This is a genomic window from Paucibacter sp. JuS9, from assembly GCF_044043925.2.
GTDB lineage: Bacteria > Pseudomonadota > Gammaproteobacteria > Burkholderiales > Burkholderiaceae_C > JAUASW01.
Genome location: NZ_CP194172.1, coordinates 3652030 through 3671291 on the forward strand (window position 1 = coordinate 3652030; position 19262 = coordinate 3671291).

The 19262-nt window shown below is 66.0% G+C and carries 17 protein-coding genes; 3 read left to right on the forward strand and 14 right to left on the reverse strand.

Translation table 11 applies throughout. The features are described from left to right. Positions 1 to 5: 5 nt before the first annotated feature. The 10 genes from pyk to def form a co-directional block, all read right to left on the reverse strand. The gene (pyk, locus tag ABT392_RS16230; RefSeq protein ID WP_334278392.1) at positions 6 to 1436 is read right to left on the reverse strand and encodes a pyruvate kinase; all 1431 of its coding nucleotides are present in this window, start codon (positions 1434 to 1436) and stop codon (positions 6 to 8) included. Between the two features lie 94 nt (positions 1437 to 1530). After that, entirely contained in the window at positions 1531 to 3846 is a 2316-nt protein-coding gene (locus tag ABT392_RS16235) for an NADP-dependent malic enzyme (RefSeq protein ID WP_395385277.1), read from the reverse strand. 164 nt (positions 3847 to 4010) lie between these two features. After that, positions 4011 to 5204 carry a phosphoglycerate kinase gene (locus tag ABT392_RS16240; protein WP_395385276.1) on the reverse strand — a complete coding sequence of 398 codons (1194 nt, stop codon included), beginning with the start codon at positions 5202 to 5204 and terminating at the stop codon, positions 4011 to 4013. Positions 5205 to 5276: 72 nt separating this feature from the next. After that, entirely contained in the window at positions 5277 to 5606 is a 330-nt protein-coding gene (locus tag ABT392_RS16245) for an AzlD domain-containing protein (RefSeq protein ID WP_334278395.1), read from the reverse strand. After that, entirely contained in the window at positions 5603 to 6325 is a 723-nt protein-coding gene (locus ABT392_RS16250) for an AzlC family ABC transporter permease (protein WP_395385275.1), read from the reverse strand. Before ABT392_RS16250 ends, ABT392_RS16245 begins: the two co-directional genes overlap by 4 nt. Before the next feature lie 172 nt (positions 6326 to 6497). Beyond that, a complete protein-coding gene (locus tag ABT392_RS16255) occupies positions 6498 to 7259 on the reverse strand; it encodes a head GIN domain-containing protein (protein ID WP_334278397.1) in 762 nt (253 codons plus the stop codon). Between the two features lie 143 nt (positions 7260 to 7402). Beyond that, positions 7403 to 7795: a hypothetical protein gene (locus ABT392_RS16260; RefSeq protein WP_334278398.1), complete on the reverse strand. Its 393-nt coding sequence runs from the start codon at positions 7793 to 7795 to the stop codon at positions 7403 to 7405. A gap of 40 nt (positions 7796 to 7835) precedes the next feature. Next, on the reverse strand, positions 7836 to 8684 hold the full coding sequence (gene htpX, locus ABT392_RS16265; RefSeq protein WP_395385274.1) for a zinc metalloprotease HtpX: 849 nt from the start codon (positions 8682 to 8684) through the stop codon (positions 7836 to 7838). Between the two features lie 60 nt (positions 8685 to 8744). Further along, on the reverse strand, positions 8745 to 9698 hold the full coding sequence (gene fmt, locus ABT392_RS16270) for a methionyl-tRNA formyltransferase (RefSeq protein WP_395386815.1): 954 nt from the start codon (positions 9696 to 9698) through the stop codon (positions 8745 to 8747). Between the two features lie 85 nt (positions 9699 to 9783). Next, positions 9784 to 10308 carry a peptide deformylase gene (gene def / locus ABT392_RS16275; RefSeq protein WP_395385273.1) on the reverse strand — a complete coding sequence of 175 codons (525 nt, stop codon included), beginning with the start codon at positions 10306 to 10308 and terminating at the stop codon, positions 9784 to 9786. A 202-nt stretch (positions 10309 to 10510) separates the two neighbouring features. Between def and ABT392_RS16280 the strand changes: the two genes are divergently transcribed. From ABT392_RS16280 to ABT392_RS16290, 3 genes are all read left to right on the forward strand, one after another. Next, positions 10511 to 11683 (forward strand): LysM peptidoglycan-binding domain-containing protein, encoded by a 1173-nt coding sequence (locus tag ABT392_RS16280; protein ID WP_334278401.1) that lies wholly within the window; start codon positions 10511 to 10513, stop codon positions 11681 to 11683. An 89-nt stretch (positions 11684 to 11772) separates the two neighbouring features. Continuing rightward, positions 11773 to 12879 (forward strand): DNA-processing protein DprA, encoded by a 1107-nt coding sequence (gene dprA / locus ABT392_RS16285; protein WP_395385272.1) that lies wholly within the window; start codon positions 11773 to 11775, stop codon positions 12877 to 12879. Between the two features lie 61 nt (positions 12880 to 12940). After that, positions 12941 to 13393 (forward strand): Smg family protein, encoded by a 453-nt coding sequence (locus ABT392_RS16290; RefSeq protein WP_334278403.1) that lies wholly within the window; start codon positions 12941 to 12943, stop codon positions 13391 to 13393. Between the two features lie 67 nt (positions 13394 to 13460). Here the strand turns inward: ABT392_RS16290 and ABT392_RS16295 are convergent, their stop codons facing one another. The 4 genes from ABT392_RS16295 to yajC form a co-directional block, all read right to left on the reverse strand. Beyond that, positions 13461 to 15839 carry a DUF1631 family protein gene (locus ABT392_RS16295; protein WP_464970823.1) on the reverse strand — a complete coding sequence of 793 codons (2379 nt, stop codon included), beginning with the start codon at positions 15837 to 15839 and terminating at the stop codon, positions 13461 to 13463. 44 nt (positions 15840 to 15883) lie between these two features. Continuing rightward, positions 15884 to 16918, reverse strand: coding sequence for a protein translocase subunit SecF (gene secF, locus ABT392_RS16300; protein ID WP_334278405.1), 1035 nt, complete (start codon positions 16916 to 16918; stop codon positions 15884 to 15886). Between the two features lie 11 nt (positions 16919 to 16929). Continuing rightward, positions 16930 to 18783, reverse strand: a complete 1854-nt coding sequence (gene secD / locus ABT392_RS16305) for a protein translocase subunit SecD (protein ID WP_395385270.1) — start codon at positions 18781 to 18783, stop codon at positions 16930 to 16932. Positions 18784 to 18892: 109 nt separating this feature from the next. Further along, complete coding sequence (gene yajC, locus ABT392_RS16310; RefSeq protein WP_334278407.1) at positions 18893 to 19210, reverse strand: preprotein translocase subunit YajC; 318 nt, start codon at positions 19208 to 19210, stop codon at positions 18893 to 18895. Between the last annotated feature and the right edge of the window lie 52 nt (positions 19211 to 19262).

Sequence of the window (19262 nt, forward strand, 5' to 3'; positions counted from 1 at the left end):
CCGCTTCAGCCGACTCGGCAGACCTTCAGCATATTGGTGCCGCCGGGGTAGCCCATCGGTTCGCCGCAGGTGATGGCATAGGTGTCGCCGGGCATCAGCACGCCGCGGTCCACGAGTATCTTCTCGGCCGCTGCGAGGGCGGCGTCGCGGTCGTCGAACTTGGGCATCACCAGCGGCTGCACATTGCGGTACAGCGTCATCTTGCGCTGGCTGACCACGCTGGTGGTCAGCGCAAAGATCGGCACCTGGATGCGGTGACGGCTCATCCAAAGCGCCGTCGAGCCCGACTCGGTCAGCGCCACGATGGCCTTGCAGCCCAGGTGATAGGCGGTGAACAGCGCGCCCATGGCGATGGACTGGTCGATGCGACCGAACTGGCGGCCAGCGAAGTCGGTGTCCAGGCTGACGAACTCGGCCCGCTCGGCTTCCAGGGCAATCGCGGCCATCTGTTCGATGGTCTCGACCGGGAACTTGCCGGCCGCGGTTTCGGCGCTGAGCATCACGGCATCGGTGCCGTCCAGCACGGCGTTGGCCACGTCCGAGACTTCGGCGCGGGTGGGCACCGGGTTCACGATCATCGACTCCATCATCTGGGTCGCGGTGATCGCCACCTTGTCCAGCTCGCGGGCCATCTTGATCATGCGCTTCTGCAGTGCCGGCACGGCCGCGTTGCCGACTTCAACCGCCAGATCGCCACGCGCCACCATGATCCCGTCGCTGGCCTTCAAGATGGCCTCCAGGTGCGGAATGGCTTCGTAGCGCTCGATCTTGGCGATCATGGCCGGCTTGTGGCGATAGGGCTCGCCGGCCACATTGGCCAGCTGGCGCGCCATCTCCATGTCGGTCGCGTTCTTGGGGAAGCTCACCGCAAGGTATTCGCACTGGAAGGACATCGCGGTCTTGATGTCTTCCATGTCCTTGCCTGTCAGGGCCGGAGCGGTCAGGCCACCGCCCTGCTTGTTGATGCCCTTGTTGTTGCTCAGCTCGCCACCGACCTTGACGATGGTGTGCACCGCCGCGCCGCGCACGGCCTCGACCGTCAGCACCAGCAGGCCGTCGTTCAGGAGCAGCGTGTCGCCCGGCTTCACGTCGCGCGGCAGCTCCTTGTAGTCCAGGCCCACGGCCTGCTCGTTGCCGAGCTCGGTACGGTCGGCATCCAGGATGAAGGGCGTGCCATTGACCAGCTCGATCTTGCCGTTCTCGAACTTGCCGACGCGGATCTTGGGGCCTTGCAGGTCCGCCATGATGGCCACCGACTTGCCGGCCGCTTCAGCCGCCTCACGCACCATGCGGGCGCGATCGATATGGTCCTGTGCCTTGCCATGCGAGAAGTTCAAGCGCACCACATCGACGCCGGCGCGGATCATGCGCTCCAGGATCTCGGGTGAGTTGGATGCCGGGCCCAGGGTGGCGACGATCTTGGTGGCACGGGTCATGGGGCTTGTCTCGCTGAAATTTAGTTACAGACGGCTGATTATGGGCCGCTGCGGGCCCATGATCGGTTCCATCGAGTTACCAAATCAAGCCCAATCAAGCTGTCGCTTTCCCTGCTCGCACATCGGCAACCGCCAGGGCCGTCATGTTGACGATGCGGCGCACCGTGGCCGAAGGCGTCAGGATATGCACCGGCGCTGCTGCGCCCAAGAGGATCGGGCCGACGGTCACGCCGTTGCCGGCGCTGATCTTCAGGACATTGAAGAGGATGTTGGCCGAATCCAGGGTCGGCAGCACCAGCAGGTTGGCCGAGCCCTTCAGCGTGCTGTCGGGCAGGAAGGTCTCTCGCACGCTTTCCGAGAGCGCCGCGTCCCCATGCATCTCGCCATCGCTTTCGATTTCCGGATGGGCCGCCGCGAACAGCTCATGCGCCCGGCGCATCTTCACGGCCGAGGGCCGCTTGCTGGAACCGAACATCGAGTGCGAGACAAAGGCCAGCTTCGGCGGCAGGCCGAAGCGCTGCACCTCCTCGGCCGCCATCGCGGCGATCTCGGCGAGTTGTTCGGCGTCGGGGCAGTCGTTGACGAAGGTGTCGGCGAGGAACAGCGTTTGCGACTCCAGCATCACCGCGTTCATCGTGGCGAAGCAATGCGCATCCTTGCGCAGGCCGATCAGGTCGTTGACATGCTCCAGATGCGAGTCGAAGCGGCCGACCATGCCGCAGATCATGGCGTCGGCATCGCCGAGCTTGATCGCCAGCGCGCCGATGGTGGTGTTGGAGCGGCGCACCGCGGCCTTGGCCATCTCGGGCGTGAAGCCGCGGCGGCCCATGGCCTGGTGATAGGCCTCCCAGTATTGGCGGAAGCGGCTGTCGTTCTCGGGGTCGATCACCGCCACGTCTTCGCCCAGCTTCAGGCGCAGGCCGGCGCGCTGGATGCGCATCGCTATCACCTCGGGCCGGCCGATCAGCGTGGGCTTGCACAGGCCTTCGTCGAGCGCGACTTGCACCGCACGCAGCACGCGCTCGTCTTCGCCTTCCGAATAGATCACCCGCGCCGGGTGGGCCTTGGCAGCCGCGAACACCGGGCGCATGAACATGCCGGTCTGATAGACGAAACGCTCCAGCGACTGGCGATAGGCCTCCAGGTCGGCAATCGGGCGCAGCGCGACGCCGGACTCGGCGGCCGCCTTGGCAACGGCCGGCGCAATGCGCAGGATCAGGCGGGCGTCGAAGGGCTTGGGAATCAGGTAGTCCGGGCCGAAGGCAAGCTCCTGCCCGGCATAGGCGGCCGCCACTTCGTCGCTCGTCTCCGCCTTGGCCAGCGCCGCGATCTCGCGCACGCAGGCCAGCTTCATCTCTTCAGTGATCTTGCTGGCGCCACAGTCCAGTGCGCCGCGGAAGATATAGGGGAAGCAAAGGACGTTGTTGACCTGGTTCGGATAGTCCGAGCGGCCGGTGGCGATGATGCAGTCCGGCCGCACGGCCTTGGCCAGCTCAGGCCGGATCTCCGGCTCCGGGTTGGCCAGCGCAAGGATGATGGGCTGCGGTCCCATGGTCTTGACCATCTCGGCGGTCAACACACCAGCGGCCGAGCAGCCGAGGAACACATCGGCGCCGCTGATCACGTCTGCCAGCGTCTTGGCATCGGTCTTCTGGCAATAGCGCTGCTTGCTCTCATCGAGCTTGCCGTTTTGAAAGTCCTCGCGTCCCTCGCGGATCACGCCCTTGGAGTCGCAGACGAAGACGTTATCGCGCCGCACTCCGAGGCCCACCATCACGTCAAGGCAGGCAATCGCCGCCGCGCCCGCACCCGAGGCGACGAGCTTGACCTTGGCGATGTCCTTGCCCACCAGCTCCAGGCCGTTCAGCAAGGCCGCGCTGGAGATGATGGCCGTGCCATGCTGATCGTCGTGGAAGACCGGGATGTTCATCCGCTCCTTCAGCTTCTTCTCGATGTAGAAGCATTCGGGCGCCTTGATGTCTTCGAGGTTCACGCCGCCGAGCGTGGGCTCCATCGCGGCGATGATCTCCACCAGCTTGTCCGGGTCGCGCTCGGCCAGTTCGATGTCGAACACATCGATGCCGGCGAACTTCTTGAACAGGCAGCCCTTGCCTTCCATCACCGGCTTGGCGGCCAGCGGGCCGATATCACCCAGGCCCAGCACGGCCGTGCCATTGGTGATCACGCCAACGAGGTTGCCACGCGAGGTGTAGTCGGCCGCGAGGGTCGGGTCTTTCTCGATGTCCAGGCAGGGATAGGCCACGCCCGGCGAATAGGCCAGCGACAGGTCGCGCTGGTTGGAGAGCGCCTTGGTCGGCGTGACCGCGATCTTGCCGCGCGTGGGACTGCGGTGATATTCGAGTGCAGCTTCACGCAGGGCGGCTTCGGCCGGCGACAAGGGCTGGGTCATGGGGCGGTCTCCTGCTGGACTTCTTTTCGAGGGTCGGACAGGTTAGCGCCGAACCTCCAACTGTCCAATGCCGGCCCCTTTGGCCCTCATGCAAGAAACGCAACAAGCCTTCATCAAAAGAAAAGGGACCCTTGCCGGGCCCCTTCAGCTGCGAGCGGGTTCGCTCAGCCTGCCGCGCGCTTGGCCAAGATCTCGAAGGCCGGCAGGGTCTTGCCCTCCAGCACTTCGAGGAAGGCACCGCCGCCGGTGGAGATGTAGCCGACCTCTTTTTCAATGCCGTACTTGGCAATGGCCGCCAGCGTGTCGCCACCGCCGGCAATGCTGAATGCAGACGATGCCGCAATCGCGCGGGCGATGGTTTCGGTGCCGCCGGCAAAGGCGTCGAACTCGAACACGCCGACCGGGCCGTTCCAGACGATGGTGCCGGCGGCCTTCAATTGCTCGGCCAGCAGTGCGGCAGTCTTGGGTCCGATGTCCAGGATCAGGTCGTCTTCGGCAACCTCATGGGCTGCCTTGACCGTCGCTTCGGCATCGGCCGCAAAGCGCTTGGCACAGACCACGTCCACCGGGATCGGCACCGCGGCGCCGCGCGCCTTCATGCTGTCGATCACGGCCTTGGCCTCGCCCACCAGATCAGGCTCGGCCAGCGACTTGCCGATGGACAGGCCGGCCGCCAGCATGAAGGTGTTGGCAATGCCGCCGCCGACGATCAGGCCATCAACCTTGTCGGACAGCGCCTTCAGGATGGTCAGCTTGGTCGATACCTTGGAACCGGCCACGATGGCGACCAGCGGGCGCTTCGGTTGCGCCAGGGCCTTGGTGATGGCGTCGATCTCGGCGGCCAGCAGCGGGCCGGCGCAGGCCACCTTCGCGAACTGGGCGATGCCGTAGGTCGTGCCTTCGGCGCGGTGGGCGGTACCGAAGGCGTCGTTGACGTAGATGTCGCAGAGCGCGGCCATCTTCTTCGCCAGCTCTTCGCTGTTCTTCTTCTCGCCCTTGTTGACGCGGCAGTTCTCCAGCATCACGAGCGAGCCCGGTGCGACCTCCACGCCATCAACCCAATTGGCCACGACCGGGATCTCGCGGCCCATCAGCTCACCCATGCGCTTGGCAATCGGCGCCAGCGAGTCTTCCGGCTTGAACTCGCCCTCGGTCGGGCGGCCCAGGTGCGAGGTCACCATCACGGCCGCCCCTGCTTTCAAGGCTTGCTCGATACAGGGAATGGAGGCGCGGATGCGCGTGTCTTCGGTGATCTTGCCGTTGTCGTCTTGCGGGACGTTCAGGTCGGCACGGATGAAGACGCGCTGGCCAGCAACTGTGCCGGCAGCGACCAGGTCGGAGAAACGCAGGACGTTCATGGAAAGGTCTCGGAGGTCAGAAAATTGGAGCGAAGCTTACCAAGTCGGCCGTCCGCACCAGGTTTCTTGCGATTACCAGCCAAGCCCGATTCGCAATGTGAGCATGACGGCGGTGCCGCAAATGATGGTGCCGAGGATGCCGCGCTTCCAGAAGAAGTAGGCGGTGCCGGCCAGGGTTGCGTAGATGCGCGCGTCCTGCCAGGTCGAGATCAACTGGCCCTGGGTCAGGACGATCTCAGGCACGATGACCGCCGCCAGCGCAGCCAGCGGCGCATAGCGCAGGCCGTTCTTTGCCCAGTCGGGCATCGGTATCTCGTTCTTGGGAAGCATGAAGAAGCTGCGCGTGATCAGGGTGATCACCGCCATGCCAAGAATGCCCAGCACTGCCCACCAGAAGCTCATGCCTTGCTCCTCACCGGCACCCAGCGTTCCATCAGCAGCCCCACGGCCACCGCCGCCGCAATCGCCACCAGGATGTTGAGCCGCAGAGGCAAGGCGTAGGCAGCCACGGCAGCGCAGCCGGCCACCGCAGCCGAGACCCAGGAGTTGCGGTCCGACAGCAGCGAGTACGCCAGGCCCAGCAGCGCCAGGACGCCTGCGAAGCCCAGGCCCCATTGCGTGGGCACCTGGTCGGCCAGGAAGATGCCGATCAGCGCCGGCACCTGCCAGGAGCTCCAGTTCACCACCACGCCGCCCCAGTAGTAGGGCAGTTGCTCCGGCCCAGGCTGGCCGTCCGGGAAGCGCTTCAGGAAAGCGACGTAGTTGAGGTCGGCAGCAAAGTACCCGATGGCCATACGCAGCCAGCGCGACTCATGGCTGAAATACTGGCGCCACTGCGCACTGAAGATCAGGAAACGCAGGTTCACGCAAAAGGACGTCGCCCACAGCACCCACAGCGGCGCGCCGCTGGCGAGCAGCGGCAAGGAGGCCAGCTGCGAACTGCCGGCAAACACGGTGAGGCTCATCAGGAGCGCCAAGGGCAGGGAGAGCCCGCTCTTGATCATCGCCACGCCCGTGACCAGACCCCAGGCCGAGATGCCCAGCGTGATGCCAGCCATGTCGCGCGCACCCTCGGCAAAGGCCGGGTGGCGCCACAGCGGCGCAGAAAGAGAAAAGCCCATTCGAATACTTTCGGATGGGCTTTCTGTAAGAGCCCATACGGCTGATTGTCGTATGGGCTTTCGTCCGATGCTGCCGTACGGGATCTCTTGCCAAGCGGCGCCCGAGGATCCGGCTTTGCCGGGCCTCCGGGCGCGCCCCCTTGAGGGGGCCGGCGAAGCCGGTACGGGGTGGTCAGTTCAGCTTGCGCACCTTGCCGCTGCCGGCCACGGAGCTGCTGATCTCGGGCGAGCCGAGGTAGCCGACGTCGCCGCTGCCAGCAATCTTGACTTCGAGCTTCTTGACGGCATTGACGCGGGCATCGCCGCTGCCACTGATGGAGATCTTGACCTCTTCGGCCACCGTGTCGGTCGCCTTGACGTCACCCGAGCCGGCGATCGAGACATTCAGCTGGCCGGTGCGCCCCTTGGCGCTGATGTCGCCGCTGCCCGCCACGCGCAGGCCCAGCTTCTCGCTGGTCAGCTCGCTGAACTGGATGTCGCCCGAGCCGGCAATGCTGGCTTCGACCGCGCCGGTCTTCATCGCATCGACCTTGACCAGTCCCGAGCCGGCCACCGAGATGGCGCGCAGCTGCGCCATGCTGATGCTCACTTCGGGCGTGGTGCTGGTCGAGAAGCTGACGCCCTTCTTGGGGCCGATCTCCAGCGTGCGGCCCTTGCCGCTCTCGACGACACGGGTTTCCAGATACGGCAGGAGGTTCTTGTCGGCCTTGATCTCGAGCTTGTGCGAGTCGGCCTGGCGGATGTAGATCTTGAAGCCACCGACGGCGGCAATGCCGTCGAAGGCGCCGACATCGCGGCTCTCGCTGGTGACTTCGCCGGAGCCCTTGATGGTTTCCTTGCTGCCCCAGCTCCAGTCGAAGGCGTGTGCTGCGCTGGAAGCGGTGAAGGCGGCGCCGGCCAGGGCAGCAATGGCAAACAGATGACGACGGTTCATGATGCGGGACTCCGGTTGTGTTGGGGTGAGCGCATCATCTCGAAGCGACCCGGGCACCGCGAGCCGCAATCGACCAAGTGCTGGAGCCGGAGGACGAAGTGCGGGAAGCCAGGCGCCGCGCAACGGCTGGGGTTCGCGTTCGCCTACTTGGACTTGCTCGCGTCCTTGCCTGCTTCCTTGGCCGCCGGCTTGCTGCTGGCCGGCTTCTCTTCCGCCGCATGGCTCTCGGCCGGCTCCGGCGGCGGCAGGGCCTTGCCGTCGGGGCCGCGCGGCACGACGGGCGCCACACCCTCGAGCTTGTTCTCGCGCATGTACTCGTCCATTTCCTTCCAGCCGGTGAAGACCGCGGCCTTCAGGGCTTTCGGATTGAGCAGGTAGCAGTCCTCGATGGCGCGCGAGGCATGGCGGCAGGCGCTGCCCACGGCCTTGCCTTCCGCCTCCTTGGCGGCGGCAATCTTGGCCGGATCTTCAATGCCCAGTTGCTCGCAGGCAGCCAGGCTGGCGAGCAGGGGCAGGGTCAGCAGCAGTCGCTTCATCCCGGAACTATCGGCGAAATTGGAGCCGGCTTTAGTGGGATCAACGGCCACGTGCCATCGCCATCAGGCGTTCGATGCGTTCCTCCGTCGACGGATGCGTGCTGAACAGGCCCGCCAGGCCGCGACCCGAGAGCGGATTCATGATCATCATCTGCGCCGTTTCCGGGTGGGCTTCGGCGGGCGCCAGCGGTATGCCCTGGGCATAGCGGTGGATCTTGTCCAGGGCCGAGGCCAGCGATGCCGGGTCGCCGGAGATCTCGGCGCCGCCGCGGTCCGCCTCGAACTCGCGGGCACGGCTGATGGCCATCTGGATCACGCTGGCGGCGATGGGCGCCAGGATGGCAACCAGGATGCCCACCAGCGGGTTGGCCGGGCGGCCTTCGCTGTCGCGGCCGCCGAACAGCACGGCAAAGTTGGCCAGCATCGAGATCGCGCCGGCCATGGTGGCGCTGACGGTGCTGATCAGGATGTCACGGTGCTTCACATGCGCTAGCTCATGGGCCATCACGCCACGCAGCTCGCGGGCGGACAGCACGCGCAGGATGCCCGTGGTGGCGGCCACGGCCGCATGCTCAGGGTTGCGGCCGGTGGCAAAGGCGTTGGGCGCGTCTTCGTCGATCAGGTAGACGCGCGGCATCGGCAGCTCGGCCTTTTGCGCCAGCTCACGCACCATGGCGTAGAACTGCGGCGCCGAGGTTTCGTCCACCTCGCGGGCGTTGTACATCTTCAGCACCATGGTGTCGGAGAACCAGTAGCTGAAGAAATTCATGCCCAGTGCGACGACGAGCGCCAGCATCATGCCGGCGCGACCGCCGATCATGGCGCCGATGGCCATGAACAAGGCAGTGATCGCGGCCATCAGGATGGCGGTCTTCATCAGATTGAACATTGTTGAACGCTCCGAAAACAAGGGATCAGGCTGGGCTAGATGATGGCCCTCGGCCGGAATTCAAGCCAGATCGAACTGTTCGCCGGCGCTGATGGGCCGGGCCTGCAGCAGGGCCGCTGCCGGCAAGCGCTTGCCGCCGGCGCGCTGCAGCTGGGTCAACCGCAGCGCCTGGTTGCCGCAAGCGACCACGGGGCCTTGCGAGTCCACAGACAACACGCTGCCGGGCGTGCCGCTGGCATCCACCAGCTCGGCGCTCCAGACCTTCAAGGTCTCGCCGCCCAATTGCGCCTGGCCGCCGGGGAAGGGATCGAAGGCACGCAGGCGGCGCTCGATCTGGGCGGCGTCCTGCCGCCAGTCGATCTGGCTCTCGGCCTTCTCGATCTTGTGCGCATAGCAGACACCCTCATCCGGCTGCTTGACCGGATGAAAGCCGCCGCAGGCCGCCAGTTCGAGCGCCTCGACAATCAGCCGCCCGCCGAGCACGGCGAGCCGGTCGTGCAGGCTGGCCGTGGTGTCGGCCGCTGCAATGCCCAGCTTCTCGACCAGCAGCATGTCGCCAGTGTCCAGGCCCGCGTCCATCTGCATGATGGTGATGCCGGTCTCGGTGTCGCCCGCCTCGATGGCGCGATGGATGGGCGCTGCGCCTCGCCAGCGCGGCAAAAGGGATGCGTGGATATTGAGGCAGCCGCGCCTCGGCATATCAAGCACCCATTGGGGAAGGATCAGGCCGTAAGCTGCGACCGCCAAGACATCGAGCCTGGCGTCCAGCAGCGCTTGCCGGCCCATCTCGGCCTCTTCAGGAAACTTGCCATCCAGCCGCAGACTGCGCGGCTGGGCCACGGGGATGCCACGCTGAACGGCCAGCTGCTTCACTGCCGAGGCCTGCAGCTTCATGCCGCGGCCGGCCGGGCGGTCCGGCTGGGTCAGCACCAGGGGCACCTCGAAGCCCGCCTGCAGCAGCGCTTCCAGCGCCTGCGCCGCGAACTCGGGCGTGCCGGCGAAGCCGACCCTCAAGCCTGAATTCATTGGAGCACCCTTCGGCCTGCGGCCTGCCGCCCACAGCGGGAGCGAGCTTGCTTGGGGCGGCCCGGCGCGGCGCTCATCGACGCACGCGCTCCGGCTGCTCTTCGCGCGCCTTCTTGACCAGCTTGGTCTTGATGCGGTCGCGCTTCATCGGGCTCAGGTACTCGACGAAGACCTTGCCCATCAGGTGATCCATTTCATGCTGGACGCAGACGGCCAGCAGGCCCTCGGCCTCGAATTCCCAGACCTGGCCCTCCCGGTTCAGCGAGCGCACCTTTACCTTGGAATGCCGCTTGACCTTGTCGTAGACGGTGGGCACCGAGAGGCAGCCCTCCTCACCATCAACCCAGTCTTCGCTGAACGAAACCAGCTCCGGGTTGATCAGCACACGCGGCTCGTTGCGCTCGTTGGAGGTATCGATCACGACCACCCGCTCATGCACGTCGACCTGGGTTGCGGCCAGGCCCACGCCCTCGGCCGAGTACATGGTCTCGAGCATGTCATCAACCAGGGTGCGGATGCGCTCATCAACTTCTGCCACCGGTTTGGCAACAGTATGGAGGCGGGGATCCGGGTATTTCAGGATATTCAGCAGGGCCATGGAGGAGGAGGGTTGTGGACGGCACACAACGCCTGTTTGCAAGTGTTTGCAAGGGCGCCAATGCCCTTGCCTCATTCATTGCGACCGCCATTCATTGAAGGCAGAATCGCCGCAGTCCGGCGGGATTTTCGCCGATATAAGAACAAGCCGCAGCGATACCGCTGCAATACCCGGCAATCAGCCCGTCTGGAGAGAGTTTTCGATGCACTCTTGCGTGAAACCGTTGACGCTCAGCCTGCTGGCCACCTCGCTTGCGCTGGCCGCCCTGCCAGCCAGCGCACAGGGCCAGTACCCAGTCACCGACACGCAGCGCCGCACGGCCGAGACGGTCGCGCAGTCCGGCGTGCCCCTGTCCGAGCTGGCGCCTGATGCGCCCGACTCGCACACCGTCAAGGCCGGCGACACACTGTGGGACATCTCCAAGCTCTTCCTGAAGAGCCCCTGGCGCTGGCCCGAGCTCTGGGGCATGAACCGCGAGCAGATCGCCAACCCGCACCTGATCTACCCGGGCCAGGTGCTGGTGCTGGTCAAGAAAGACGGCCGTGCGCAGCTGCTGATGGGCCAGCCGCGCGGCGCCAATGCCGACATGCAGGGCCTGCCTTCGGGCAAGCTCTCGCCGCAGGTGCGGGCCAGCAAGTTCGAGGACAACGCCATCCTCGCGATTCCGCAGCACCTGATCGAGCCCTTCCTCAATGAGGCCGTGGTGCTGGACACCGATTCGCTGGACAAGGCACCCCGGGTCGTCGCCGCCCAGGAAGGCCGTGTTCTCCTGACCAAGGGCGACCTGGCCTATGCCCGGGGCGACATGAAGCAGGCTCGCGACTGGCGCTTGTTCCGCCAGGTCAAACCCCTGCGCGACCCGACTACCAAGGAAGTGCTGGGCTATGAGGCGCCCTACCTCGGGACGGCCGAGATGACCCGGTTGGCCGAGGAGCGCAAGAACGCCGACGGCAAGAGCGAGCCCACGGTATCGACGCTGACCATCAAGTCCGTGCGCCAGGAAATCGGCGCCGGCGACCGGCTCGCACCGGTGCTGCAACGCGAGTTCATCCGCTATGTGCCGCATCCGCCGGCCGTTGCCATGAATGGCCAGATCATCTCGGTCTATGGCGACGCCCTGACCGGCGGTCAAAACCAGATCGTCTCCCTGAACCGGGGCCGCCGCGACGGCATGGAACGCGGCCATGTGCTGGCCCTGTGGCAAGACGGCCGCACCATCACCGACAGCACGGGCGAGAAGCGCGAGCAGATCAAGCTGCCGGACGAGCGGCATGGCGTGCTCTTCGTCTTCCAGGTCTACGAGCGGGTGAGCTACGCGCTGATCGTCTCGGTCAAGCAGCCGGTGCAAGGCGGCGACCGCTTCACCAAGCCCTGAGCGCCTTGAGCTGATGCCTGCGCGCTCCTGGTCTTCTCCGCCCCCCGGAGGGGCGTCGCAGTACCGACGGGCAACCGGGCGGTACTGAGATGGAGCGCGTCGAGCTGGCAGCCTGGCTGCGCCTGCTCGAAACGCCGGGCCTGGGCCTGGCCCGCGCGCGCCAGTTGCTTGCGGCCTTCGGCTCCGCTGAAGCGCTTGTCGGCGCCAGCCCGGCCGCCTGGCGGGAAGTGCTGGGCGCCAAGGCCGCGGAGGTGCTGAGCCAGCCGCCTGATTCGCTGCCCGACCAGATCGATCGCACCATCGACTGGCTGGCCGCCGATCCGCGCCACCAACTGCTGACCCTGGGCGACCCGGACTACCCGGAAGCGCTCCTGCAGATCGCCGACCCGCCTCTGCTGCTCTACATGAGTGGCCGGCGCGAGCTCCTGAGCACCGAAGGCCTGGCCATCGTGGGCAGCCGCACGCCCACGCCCCAGGGCCGAGACAACGCGGCCAGCTTTGCGCGCGAGGTGAGCCGGGCCGGCTACTGCGTGGTGTCGGGCCTCGCGCTGGGCATCGACGGTGCCGCGCATGAAGCAGCCCTTTCCGGCCCGGGCTCGACACTGGCCGTACTCGGCACCGGCCTGGACCAGCTCTACCCCAGCCGGCACCAGGCCCTGGGCCGGCGTATCGAAGACGAGGGCTTGCTGGTGAGCGAGTACTCGCTGGGCACGCCGCCGCTGTCACCCAACTTCCCCCGGCGCAACCGGATCATCGCGGGCCTGAGTCGCGGCTGCCTGGTGGTGGAAGCTGCCCTGCGCTCGGGCTCGCTGATCACGGCCCGCCTGGCATCGGAAGCCGGGCGCGAGGTCTTCGCCATTCCCGGCTCCATCCATTCGCCGCTCGCACGCGGCTGCCACGAGCTGATACGACAAGGCGCGACCCTGGTGGAAAGCCCGGCGGAGCTGCTGGAAGCGCTGCGGCCCATTGTTGGCAAATCCAAGGCTTTGCCCGCGGTTGCAGAAGATCCTGAACCGGGCGGCGAGCCTGGCCTCGTGCTGCAGGCACTGGGCCACGACCCAGTCACGCTGGATGCGCTGATCGCACGCGGCGGCTGGCCCGCTGCCCAGCTGAACGCCCTGCTGCTGGAGCTCGAGCTGGAGGGTCTGGTGGCCCGGCTGCCGGGTCAGCTGTTCCAGCGCCGTCGGCGCGGCTGAAGCGGGTCTTTGCTGGCCTTTTTGCCAGAGATGGCTTGGGGGCCTGCGTTATCATCCCGCCATGTTTGACGTCCTGGTCTACCTGTACGAAACCTACTGGCGCCCTGACGCCTGCCCGGACCACGCACAACTGACGCGCAAGCTGTCCGCGGTTGGCTTCGAGACCGACGAAATCCAGGAAGCGCTGTCCTGGCTAGACGGCTTGTCGGGCGTCGCTGAGTCGCACCACGGCCAGCAAGGCGAGTTGAGCCTGCGGGTCTATTCGGTCGACGAGCTGGACCACCTGGGCGAGCCCTCGGTCGGCTTCATCAGTTTCCTCGAGTCGGCCGGCGTGCTGCCGCCGCCGATGCGCGAGATGGTGATAGACCGCGCCATGGCCATCCCCGGCGCACCCATGGACCTGGAAGACCTGAAGATCATCGTCCTGATGGTGTTCTGGAGCCTGGGCGAAGAGCCCGATGCGCTGATCCTGGACGAACTCTTCGTCGCGCCGGAAGACCGGCTGATCCATTGAGCACAAGACGCTTGCGCAAACAACAAGGCCGCTTTTCAGCGGCCTTTGTCATTGTTGCATTGCGGGCTTAGTTCAGGAGACGGCTCGGGTCGACGTCGAGCTTGGCCAGCGCATTGCGAGTGGCCTTGACGGTGAGCGCTTCATCCTGCGCCGGCAACAACAAGCCCGCCTGCAGGAAAGCCGCCAGCCGCGCCTGCTGGAACAGCACGCCGCGGCCATTGGGCGAGACGAACAGCACCATATTGCGGCGATTGCCGCGCCAGGCGAGCTGCACCGCCTCGTTGCGGCCGCGGTAGTCCAGCATGTACCAGCCGCCGACCTGCAGCTCCTTGGCCCAGGCCAGCATGGCCGGCGTCGGCGCCGAGCCGCCTTCGGCCACCACTTCCAGGCCTTCGGTTTCGTGGCCGGAGAGGTCGCGCATCAGCGTGTCGTTGATCTCCACACCCTCCGCCTCGGGCAGCATCGCTTCCAGCGTCTCGAGCTGGTCCATCAGGTCGTCCAGGCGCTCGCGCGGAATTGCCGCGGCCTTGGCCGTGAAGGCGGCGGCCAGCGAGTTGTTGAGCGAGCGGATGTGGTCATCCTGCTTCTCGGCCTGAAGGCCTGCGTGGCCCATGCCGTCGCGCAGCGTCTTGAGGAGCGGCGGCAGGCGACGGATCACCTCGGCCCGTTCCTCACGGGAGACCTTGGCGCTGGCGGACCAGATCAGGTCGGCCGCGGCGCGCTTCATTTGGCGGGTGACCTCGGCCTGCGCGCCCGAACGCACGGCGGTCACCGCCAGCACGTCGGCCCAGACCTGGAACAGGAACTGGCGCACGCCGTCCTGCACCGGCACCTCGTTGAGCATCTTGCGCAGCTCGATGGTGTACTGGATCGCCATCGTCTCGCGCTGTTCGACCTGCTGGGCCAGCGAGACGCCCTTGGCCGAGGCCTGGTTCTCTTTCTCGAAATACTGCTCGAGGAATTTCTCGAACTCGGTCAGCACGGTCTGGAAGACGCGCCGGCCGGTGTCTGGATAGGCCTCGACCACCTGCACGATGCGCTTGATCTCGCGCTCCAGGCTTTCGCTGCCCGAGGCACCGGAGAAACCCATCACGCAGGCGCCCATGCGGTCGATCAGGCGGCGGGCCGGATGATCGGCTTCGGCGAAGAATTCGGGCTCGCCGACCGCGACGCGCAGCACCGGCATCTGCAGCCGGGCGAACCAGACCCGCACGGCGGCCGGGATGCGCTCTTCAGTAAGGATGCTCTGGAACATCATGGCCACGATCTCGATCGTGGCGCGCTCGGCCGGCGAATCGGCGGCCTGCTTGAGGACCTGCTTGAAGGCCTGGTTGCGGACCTTGAGCTCGTCCAGCACCTGCGGCGCTGGCGCCTCGGCCGGTGGCAGGCCACCCGCCACTGTCTTGCCGCCGCGCTTGGGCGGTTCGGGGCGACGCACCAGGGCGTCCTGTGCCCGGTTGATTGCTGCGTTCAGGCGGGCCGAGGGTGGGGCATGCTGCACCGCGGTGCCCCCGTCTCCGTCGCCCATCACGGTCGCGGCAAAGGCGGGCACCTGCCGGCCGACGATACGCTGCAATTGCGCAAGCACCTCGGCGGCCTGGGCGCTGTAGGGGCTCAGCGCGGCCTGGTCGGTGGCGACCGGGCGGGCCATGTAGCGGGTCTGCTCACCCGCGGAGCTGCCGGTATCCAGGTTGGTCGGGCTGCCGGTGCTGGTCACCACGCCACTGCTGCTGTTGCCCGTGTTGCCGACCACCACCACGCCGCTGGCCAGTGCAGCCAGCAGGGCGCCCTGGCGGGCCTCGGGTGAGCGGCGGATGAAGGGTCGCAGGTCGACCTCGGGCATCACCTGGCGCTCGACCAGCCAGTGATTGACCTCGTGATAGGCCTCGCTGACCAGGTGCGCGAACTCCTCGTGCAGCACCGCCTGGAACAGCGACCATTCGCTCGGGCCGAGGCCGCTGCTGTGCCAGGTGTCCAGCACCATCGCGGCCAAGGCCGGCGCGCGCAGCAGGTCGTGCGGCGGGAGTTCATCGCTCTGATCGAGCACGTTGAAGCGCGTGCGCAGATCGGTGAACTCCCAGGAGGCCCGGTCCATGATGGCCAGGGCCAGGCGCGAGCTGGTGATCTCGCGCTCGATGATCTTGTCTTCAACCAGGGTCAGTTGCCCCGGCGACGTGATGGCAGTATGCACATCGCCAGCACCCGGCAGCGCGGCCTGGCGCAGGGCCTGTATCAGGGTGGCCTGCCAGAGCGGGCCCAGCTTGATCCAGGCGCCAACGCCCTCTTTGCGTGCCTGGGCCACGTTGTACTCTGCGGCCATCAGCAGCAGCTGGCGCGCGGCCTCGCTGAGCGAGTGCACCAGCGCCGGCACACCACGCAGCACGGCCTCCAGATAGACCCGCCGCGCGTGCGCTGCCAGTGCCGTGCTGCGGGCGGTGTCTGTCATGGCGTGAGTAAGGGCTGCTGCTCGAAGTTGCTACTGGTCTGACTCTATACCACCGCTCCAGCGTTCGGATCGTCGGGATCTTCCTTGTTGCCACTGGTGGTCTTGATCAGATCCTCGCGCTTGACGCCCAGCCACATCGCGATGGCAGCGGCAACGAACACCGATGAATAGATGCCGAACAAGATGCCGATGGTCAGCGCGACGGCAAAATAGTGCAGGGTCTGGCCACCGAACAGCAGCATCGAAAGCACCATCAATTGGGTACTGCCGTGGGTGATGATCGTGCGGCTCATGGTGCTGGTGATCGCGTGATCGATCACCTCGTGAGTGTTCAGCTTGCGGTACTTGCGGAAGGCTTCGCGCACCCGGTCGAAAATCACCACCGATTCGTTCACCGAGTAGCCCAGCACCGCCAGCACCGCCGCCAGCACCGAGAGCGAGAACTCCCACTGGAAGAAGGCGAAAAAGCCCAGGATGATGACCACGTCGTGCAGGTTGGCGATGATGCCGGCCACTGCGAACTTCCACTCGAAGCGGAAGGCCAGGTAGATCATGATGCCGATGACGGTGAAGGCCAGGGCCTTGGCCGCATCCTGCGTCAGCTCGTCACCGACCGCCGGGCCAACCACTTCGCTGCGCGAGAGCTTGATCGGCTCAGCCGTGCCGGCCATGCAGACCTGCTTGCTGATGGGCTCGCCCTTGTCGCTGATCGTGTCGCGTTGCGAGATCGTGCCGGACTCGGCCTTGCACAGCTCGGTGAACACCTTGCCCACCAGCTCGGTCTGCTTGACGTCGCCGCGGATCGGCAGCTTGACCATCACGTCGCGCGAGGTGCCGAAGTTCTGCACCACGACTTCGCCCAGACCCATGGCCTCGACGGTCTGGCGGGTCTTCTCGACGTTGGCGCTCTGCGCGTACTCGACCTCGACCACCGTACCGCCGGTGAACTCGATCGAGACATGCAGGCCGCGCGTGGCCAGGAAGAACACCGCCAGCGCGAAGGTGAGGAAGGAGATCGCGTTGAAGATCAACGCGTGCTTCATGAACGGGATGTCCCGTTTGATGCGGAAAAGTTCCATGACTTGTTTCCTCAGGCTTCCGGCGTGGCGGCGGGGACGTTGCCGTCAGGGCGCCAGACGGTGCCGATCGAGACCGACTTGAGCTTCTTCTGGCGGCCGTACCAGAGGTTCACCAGGCCGCGCGAGAACACGACGGAGGAGAACATCGAGGTCAGGATGCCCAGGCAGTGGACGACGGCGAAGCCCTTGACCGGGCCGGAGCCGAAGGCCAGCAGGGCCACACCGGCGATCAGCGTGGTGACGTTGGAGTCCAGGATGGTGGCGAAGGCCCGCTCATAGCCGGCAAAGATGGCCACCTGCGGCGAGGCGCCCGCTCGCAATTCCTCTCGCACCCGCTCGTTGATCAGCACGTTCGAGTCAATGGCCATGCCCAGCACCAGGGCAATGGCGGCCATGCCCGGCAGGCTCAAGGTGGCCTGCAGCATCGACAGCATCGCCACCAGCAGCAGCAGGTTGAAAGCCAGCGCCAGCGAAGAGAACACGCCGAACAGCATGTAGTAGACGCACATGAAGGCGGCCACCGCCACAAAGCCCCACAGCACCGAGTTGAAGCCCTTGGCAATGTTCTCGGCACCCAGCGTCGGGCCGATGGTGCGCTCCTCGATGATGTCCATCGGCGCGGCCAGCGAGCCGGCGCGTGTCAGCAGCGCCAGGTCGGCGGTCTGCTCGGCGGTGAAGTTGCCGGTGATCTGGAAATCGGAACCCAGCTCGCTGTTGATGTTGGCGACCGAGACAGCTTCGCCCTTGCCCTTCTCGTACAGGACGATGGCCATGGGCTTGTTGATGTTGTCGCGACTCATCGCCTTCATCGCACGCCCGCCGGCATCGTCCAGCCGGATGCCCACGGAGGGGCGCTGGTTCTGGTCGAACTGGGCGTTGGCGGTCTGCACTCGGTCGCCGGTCACGTAGACCTCCCGCTTGAGGCCCACCGGCTTGGTCGTGCCGTCGCGCAGCCGCTCCATCACGACTTCGGGCGCGCCTTCCACGTCGGTCACCAGGCGGAACTGCAGCGTGGCCGTGCGGCCGATGATGTCCTTGGCCTTTGCCGTGTCTTGAACACCAGGCAATTGCACCACGATGCGGTCGGCACCCTGCTGCTGGATCACGGGCTCGGCAACGCCCAGCTCATTGACCCGGTTGTGCAGCGTGGTGATGTTCTGCTTCAGCGCATTGTCCTGGGCCGCCGTGGCAGCGGCTGGCGTCAGCGCGCCGACCAGTTGCAGGTCTTCACCAGCCTCGCGGGGCGTCCACTGCACCTCGGTCATCTTGTCGCGCAGCAAGCCCTGGGCCTGCTCGCGCAGCGCGGCTTCACGGAAATTGATCACCACCAGATTGCCGTCACGGTTGATGCCGGCATGACGGATGCTCTTGTCGCGCAGCATGCTGCGCACGTCACCGGTCAGCGCATCGGCCTTCTTGGTCAGCACCGACTTCATGTCGACCTGCATCAGGAAGTGAACGCCGCCACGCAGGTCCAGGCCCAGATACATCGGGAAGGCGTGCAGGCTGGACAGCCAGGCCGGCGAACGCGAAACCAGGTTCAGCGCGACGATGTAGCTCGGGTTGCTGGCGTCAGGGTTGAGCGCCTTGCTCAGCACATCCTTGGCCTTGATCTGGGTGTCGGTGTCGGAGAAGCGCGCGCGCACCGAGGCGCCCTCGAAATGCACGAAGTCCGGCTTCAGGCCGGCATCCGCCAGCGCCTTCTCGACCCGGCTGCTGACTTCCGACGTGACTTTGACAGTGACCTTGCCACTGGACACCTGCACGGCAGGCGCCTCGCCGAAGAAATTCGGCAAGGTGTAGATGGAGCCGATCAGCAGCGCGACGATGAGCATCGCGTACTTCCACAGCGGATAACGATTCATGGTGACGTCCTCTCAAGGGACTGAAACAGGGCCCGGTGTCATGGCAGGCAGGGGCCGGGCCGGTCAGGGCCCGCCCGAACCGGCCGGGCGGTGGCGCCAAGACTGCGGCTTACTTGACCGTGCCCTTGGGCAGCACCTGCACGACGGCCGAACGCTGCACTTGCAGCTCGACGCCGCTGGCGACTTCCAGGGTCAGAATGGATTCGTTGATCTTGCTGATCTTGCCCAGCAGGCCGCCGGAGGTGACGACCTCGTCGCCCTTGGCGATCGCCTCGATCATGGCCTTGTGTTCCTTCTGGCGCTTCATTTGCGGCCGGATCATCACGAAGTACAGCACCACGAACATGGCACCCATCAGGATGAACTGCGAATAGCCCGGATCTGCAGGAGCTGTAGCCGCTTGAGCGAAGGCGTTGGAGATAAACACGTCGATTTCCTTTGTACGGTGCCCGGTGCGCATCATTCGGGCAGGCCAAGAC

Coding starts and splice junctions, on each gene's coding strand:
- pyk (WP_334278392.1), bottom strand. CDS start 1,436: ATGACCCGTGCCACCAAGATCGTCGCCACCCTGGGCCCGGCATCCAAC.
- ABT392_RS16235 (WP_395385277.1), bottom strand. CDS start 3,846: ATGACCCAGCCCTTGTCGCCGGCCGAAGCCGCCCTGCGTGAAGCTGCA.
- ABT392_RS16240 (WP_395385276.1), bottom strand. CDS start 5,204: ATGAACGTCCTGCGTTTCTCCGACCTGGTCGCTGCCGGCACAGTTGCT.
- ABT392_RS16245 (WP_334278395.1), bottom strand. CDS start 5,606: ATGAGCTTCTGGTGGGCAGTGCTGGGCATTCTTGGCATGGCGGTGATC.
- ABT392_RS16250 (WP_395385275.1), bottom strand. CDS start 6,325: ATGGGCTTTTCTCTTTCTGCGCCGCTGTGGCGCCACCCGGCCTTTGCC.
- ABT392_RS16255 (WP_334278397.1), bottom strand. CDS start 7,259: ATGAACCGTCGTCATCTGTTTGCCATTGCTGCCCTGGCCGGCGCCGCC.
- ABT392_RS16260 (WP_334278398.1), bottom strand. CDS start 7,795: ATGAAGCGACTGCTGCTGACCCTGCCCCTGCTCGCCAGCCTGGCTGCC.
- htpX (WP_395385274.1), bottom strand. CDS start 8,684: ATGTTCAATCTGATGAAGACCGCCATCCTGATGGCCGCGATCACTGCC.
- def (WP_395385273.1), bottom strand. CDS start 10,308: ATGGCCCTGCTGAATATCCTGAAATACCCGGATCCCCGCCTCCATACT.
- ABT392_RS16280 (WP_334278401.1), top strand. CDS start 10,511: ATGCACTCTTGCGTGAAACCGTTGACGCTCAGCCTGCTGGCCACCTCG.
- dprA (WP_395385272.1), top strand. CDS start 11,773: ATGGAGCGCGTCGAGCTGGCAGCCTGGCTGCGCCTGCTCGAAACGCCG.
- ABT392_RS16290 (WP_334278403.1), top strand. CDS start 12,941: ATGTTTGACGTCCTGGTCTACCTGTACGAAACCTACTGGCGCCCTGAC.
- ABT392_RS16295 (WP_464970823.1), bottom strand. CDS start 15,839: ATGACAGACACCGCCCGCAGCACGGCACTGGCAGCGCACGCGCGGCGG.
- secF (WP_334278405.1), bottom strand. CDS start 16,918: ATGGAACTTTTCCGCATCAAACGGGACATCCCGTTCATGAAGCACGCG.
- secD (WP_395385270.1), bottom strand. CDS start 18,783: ATGAATCGTTATCCGCTGTGGAAGTACGCGATGCTCATCGTCGCGCTG.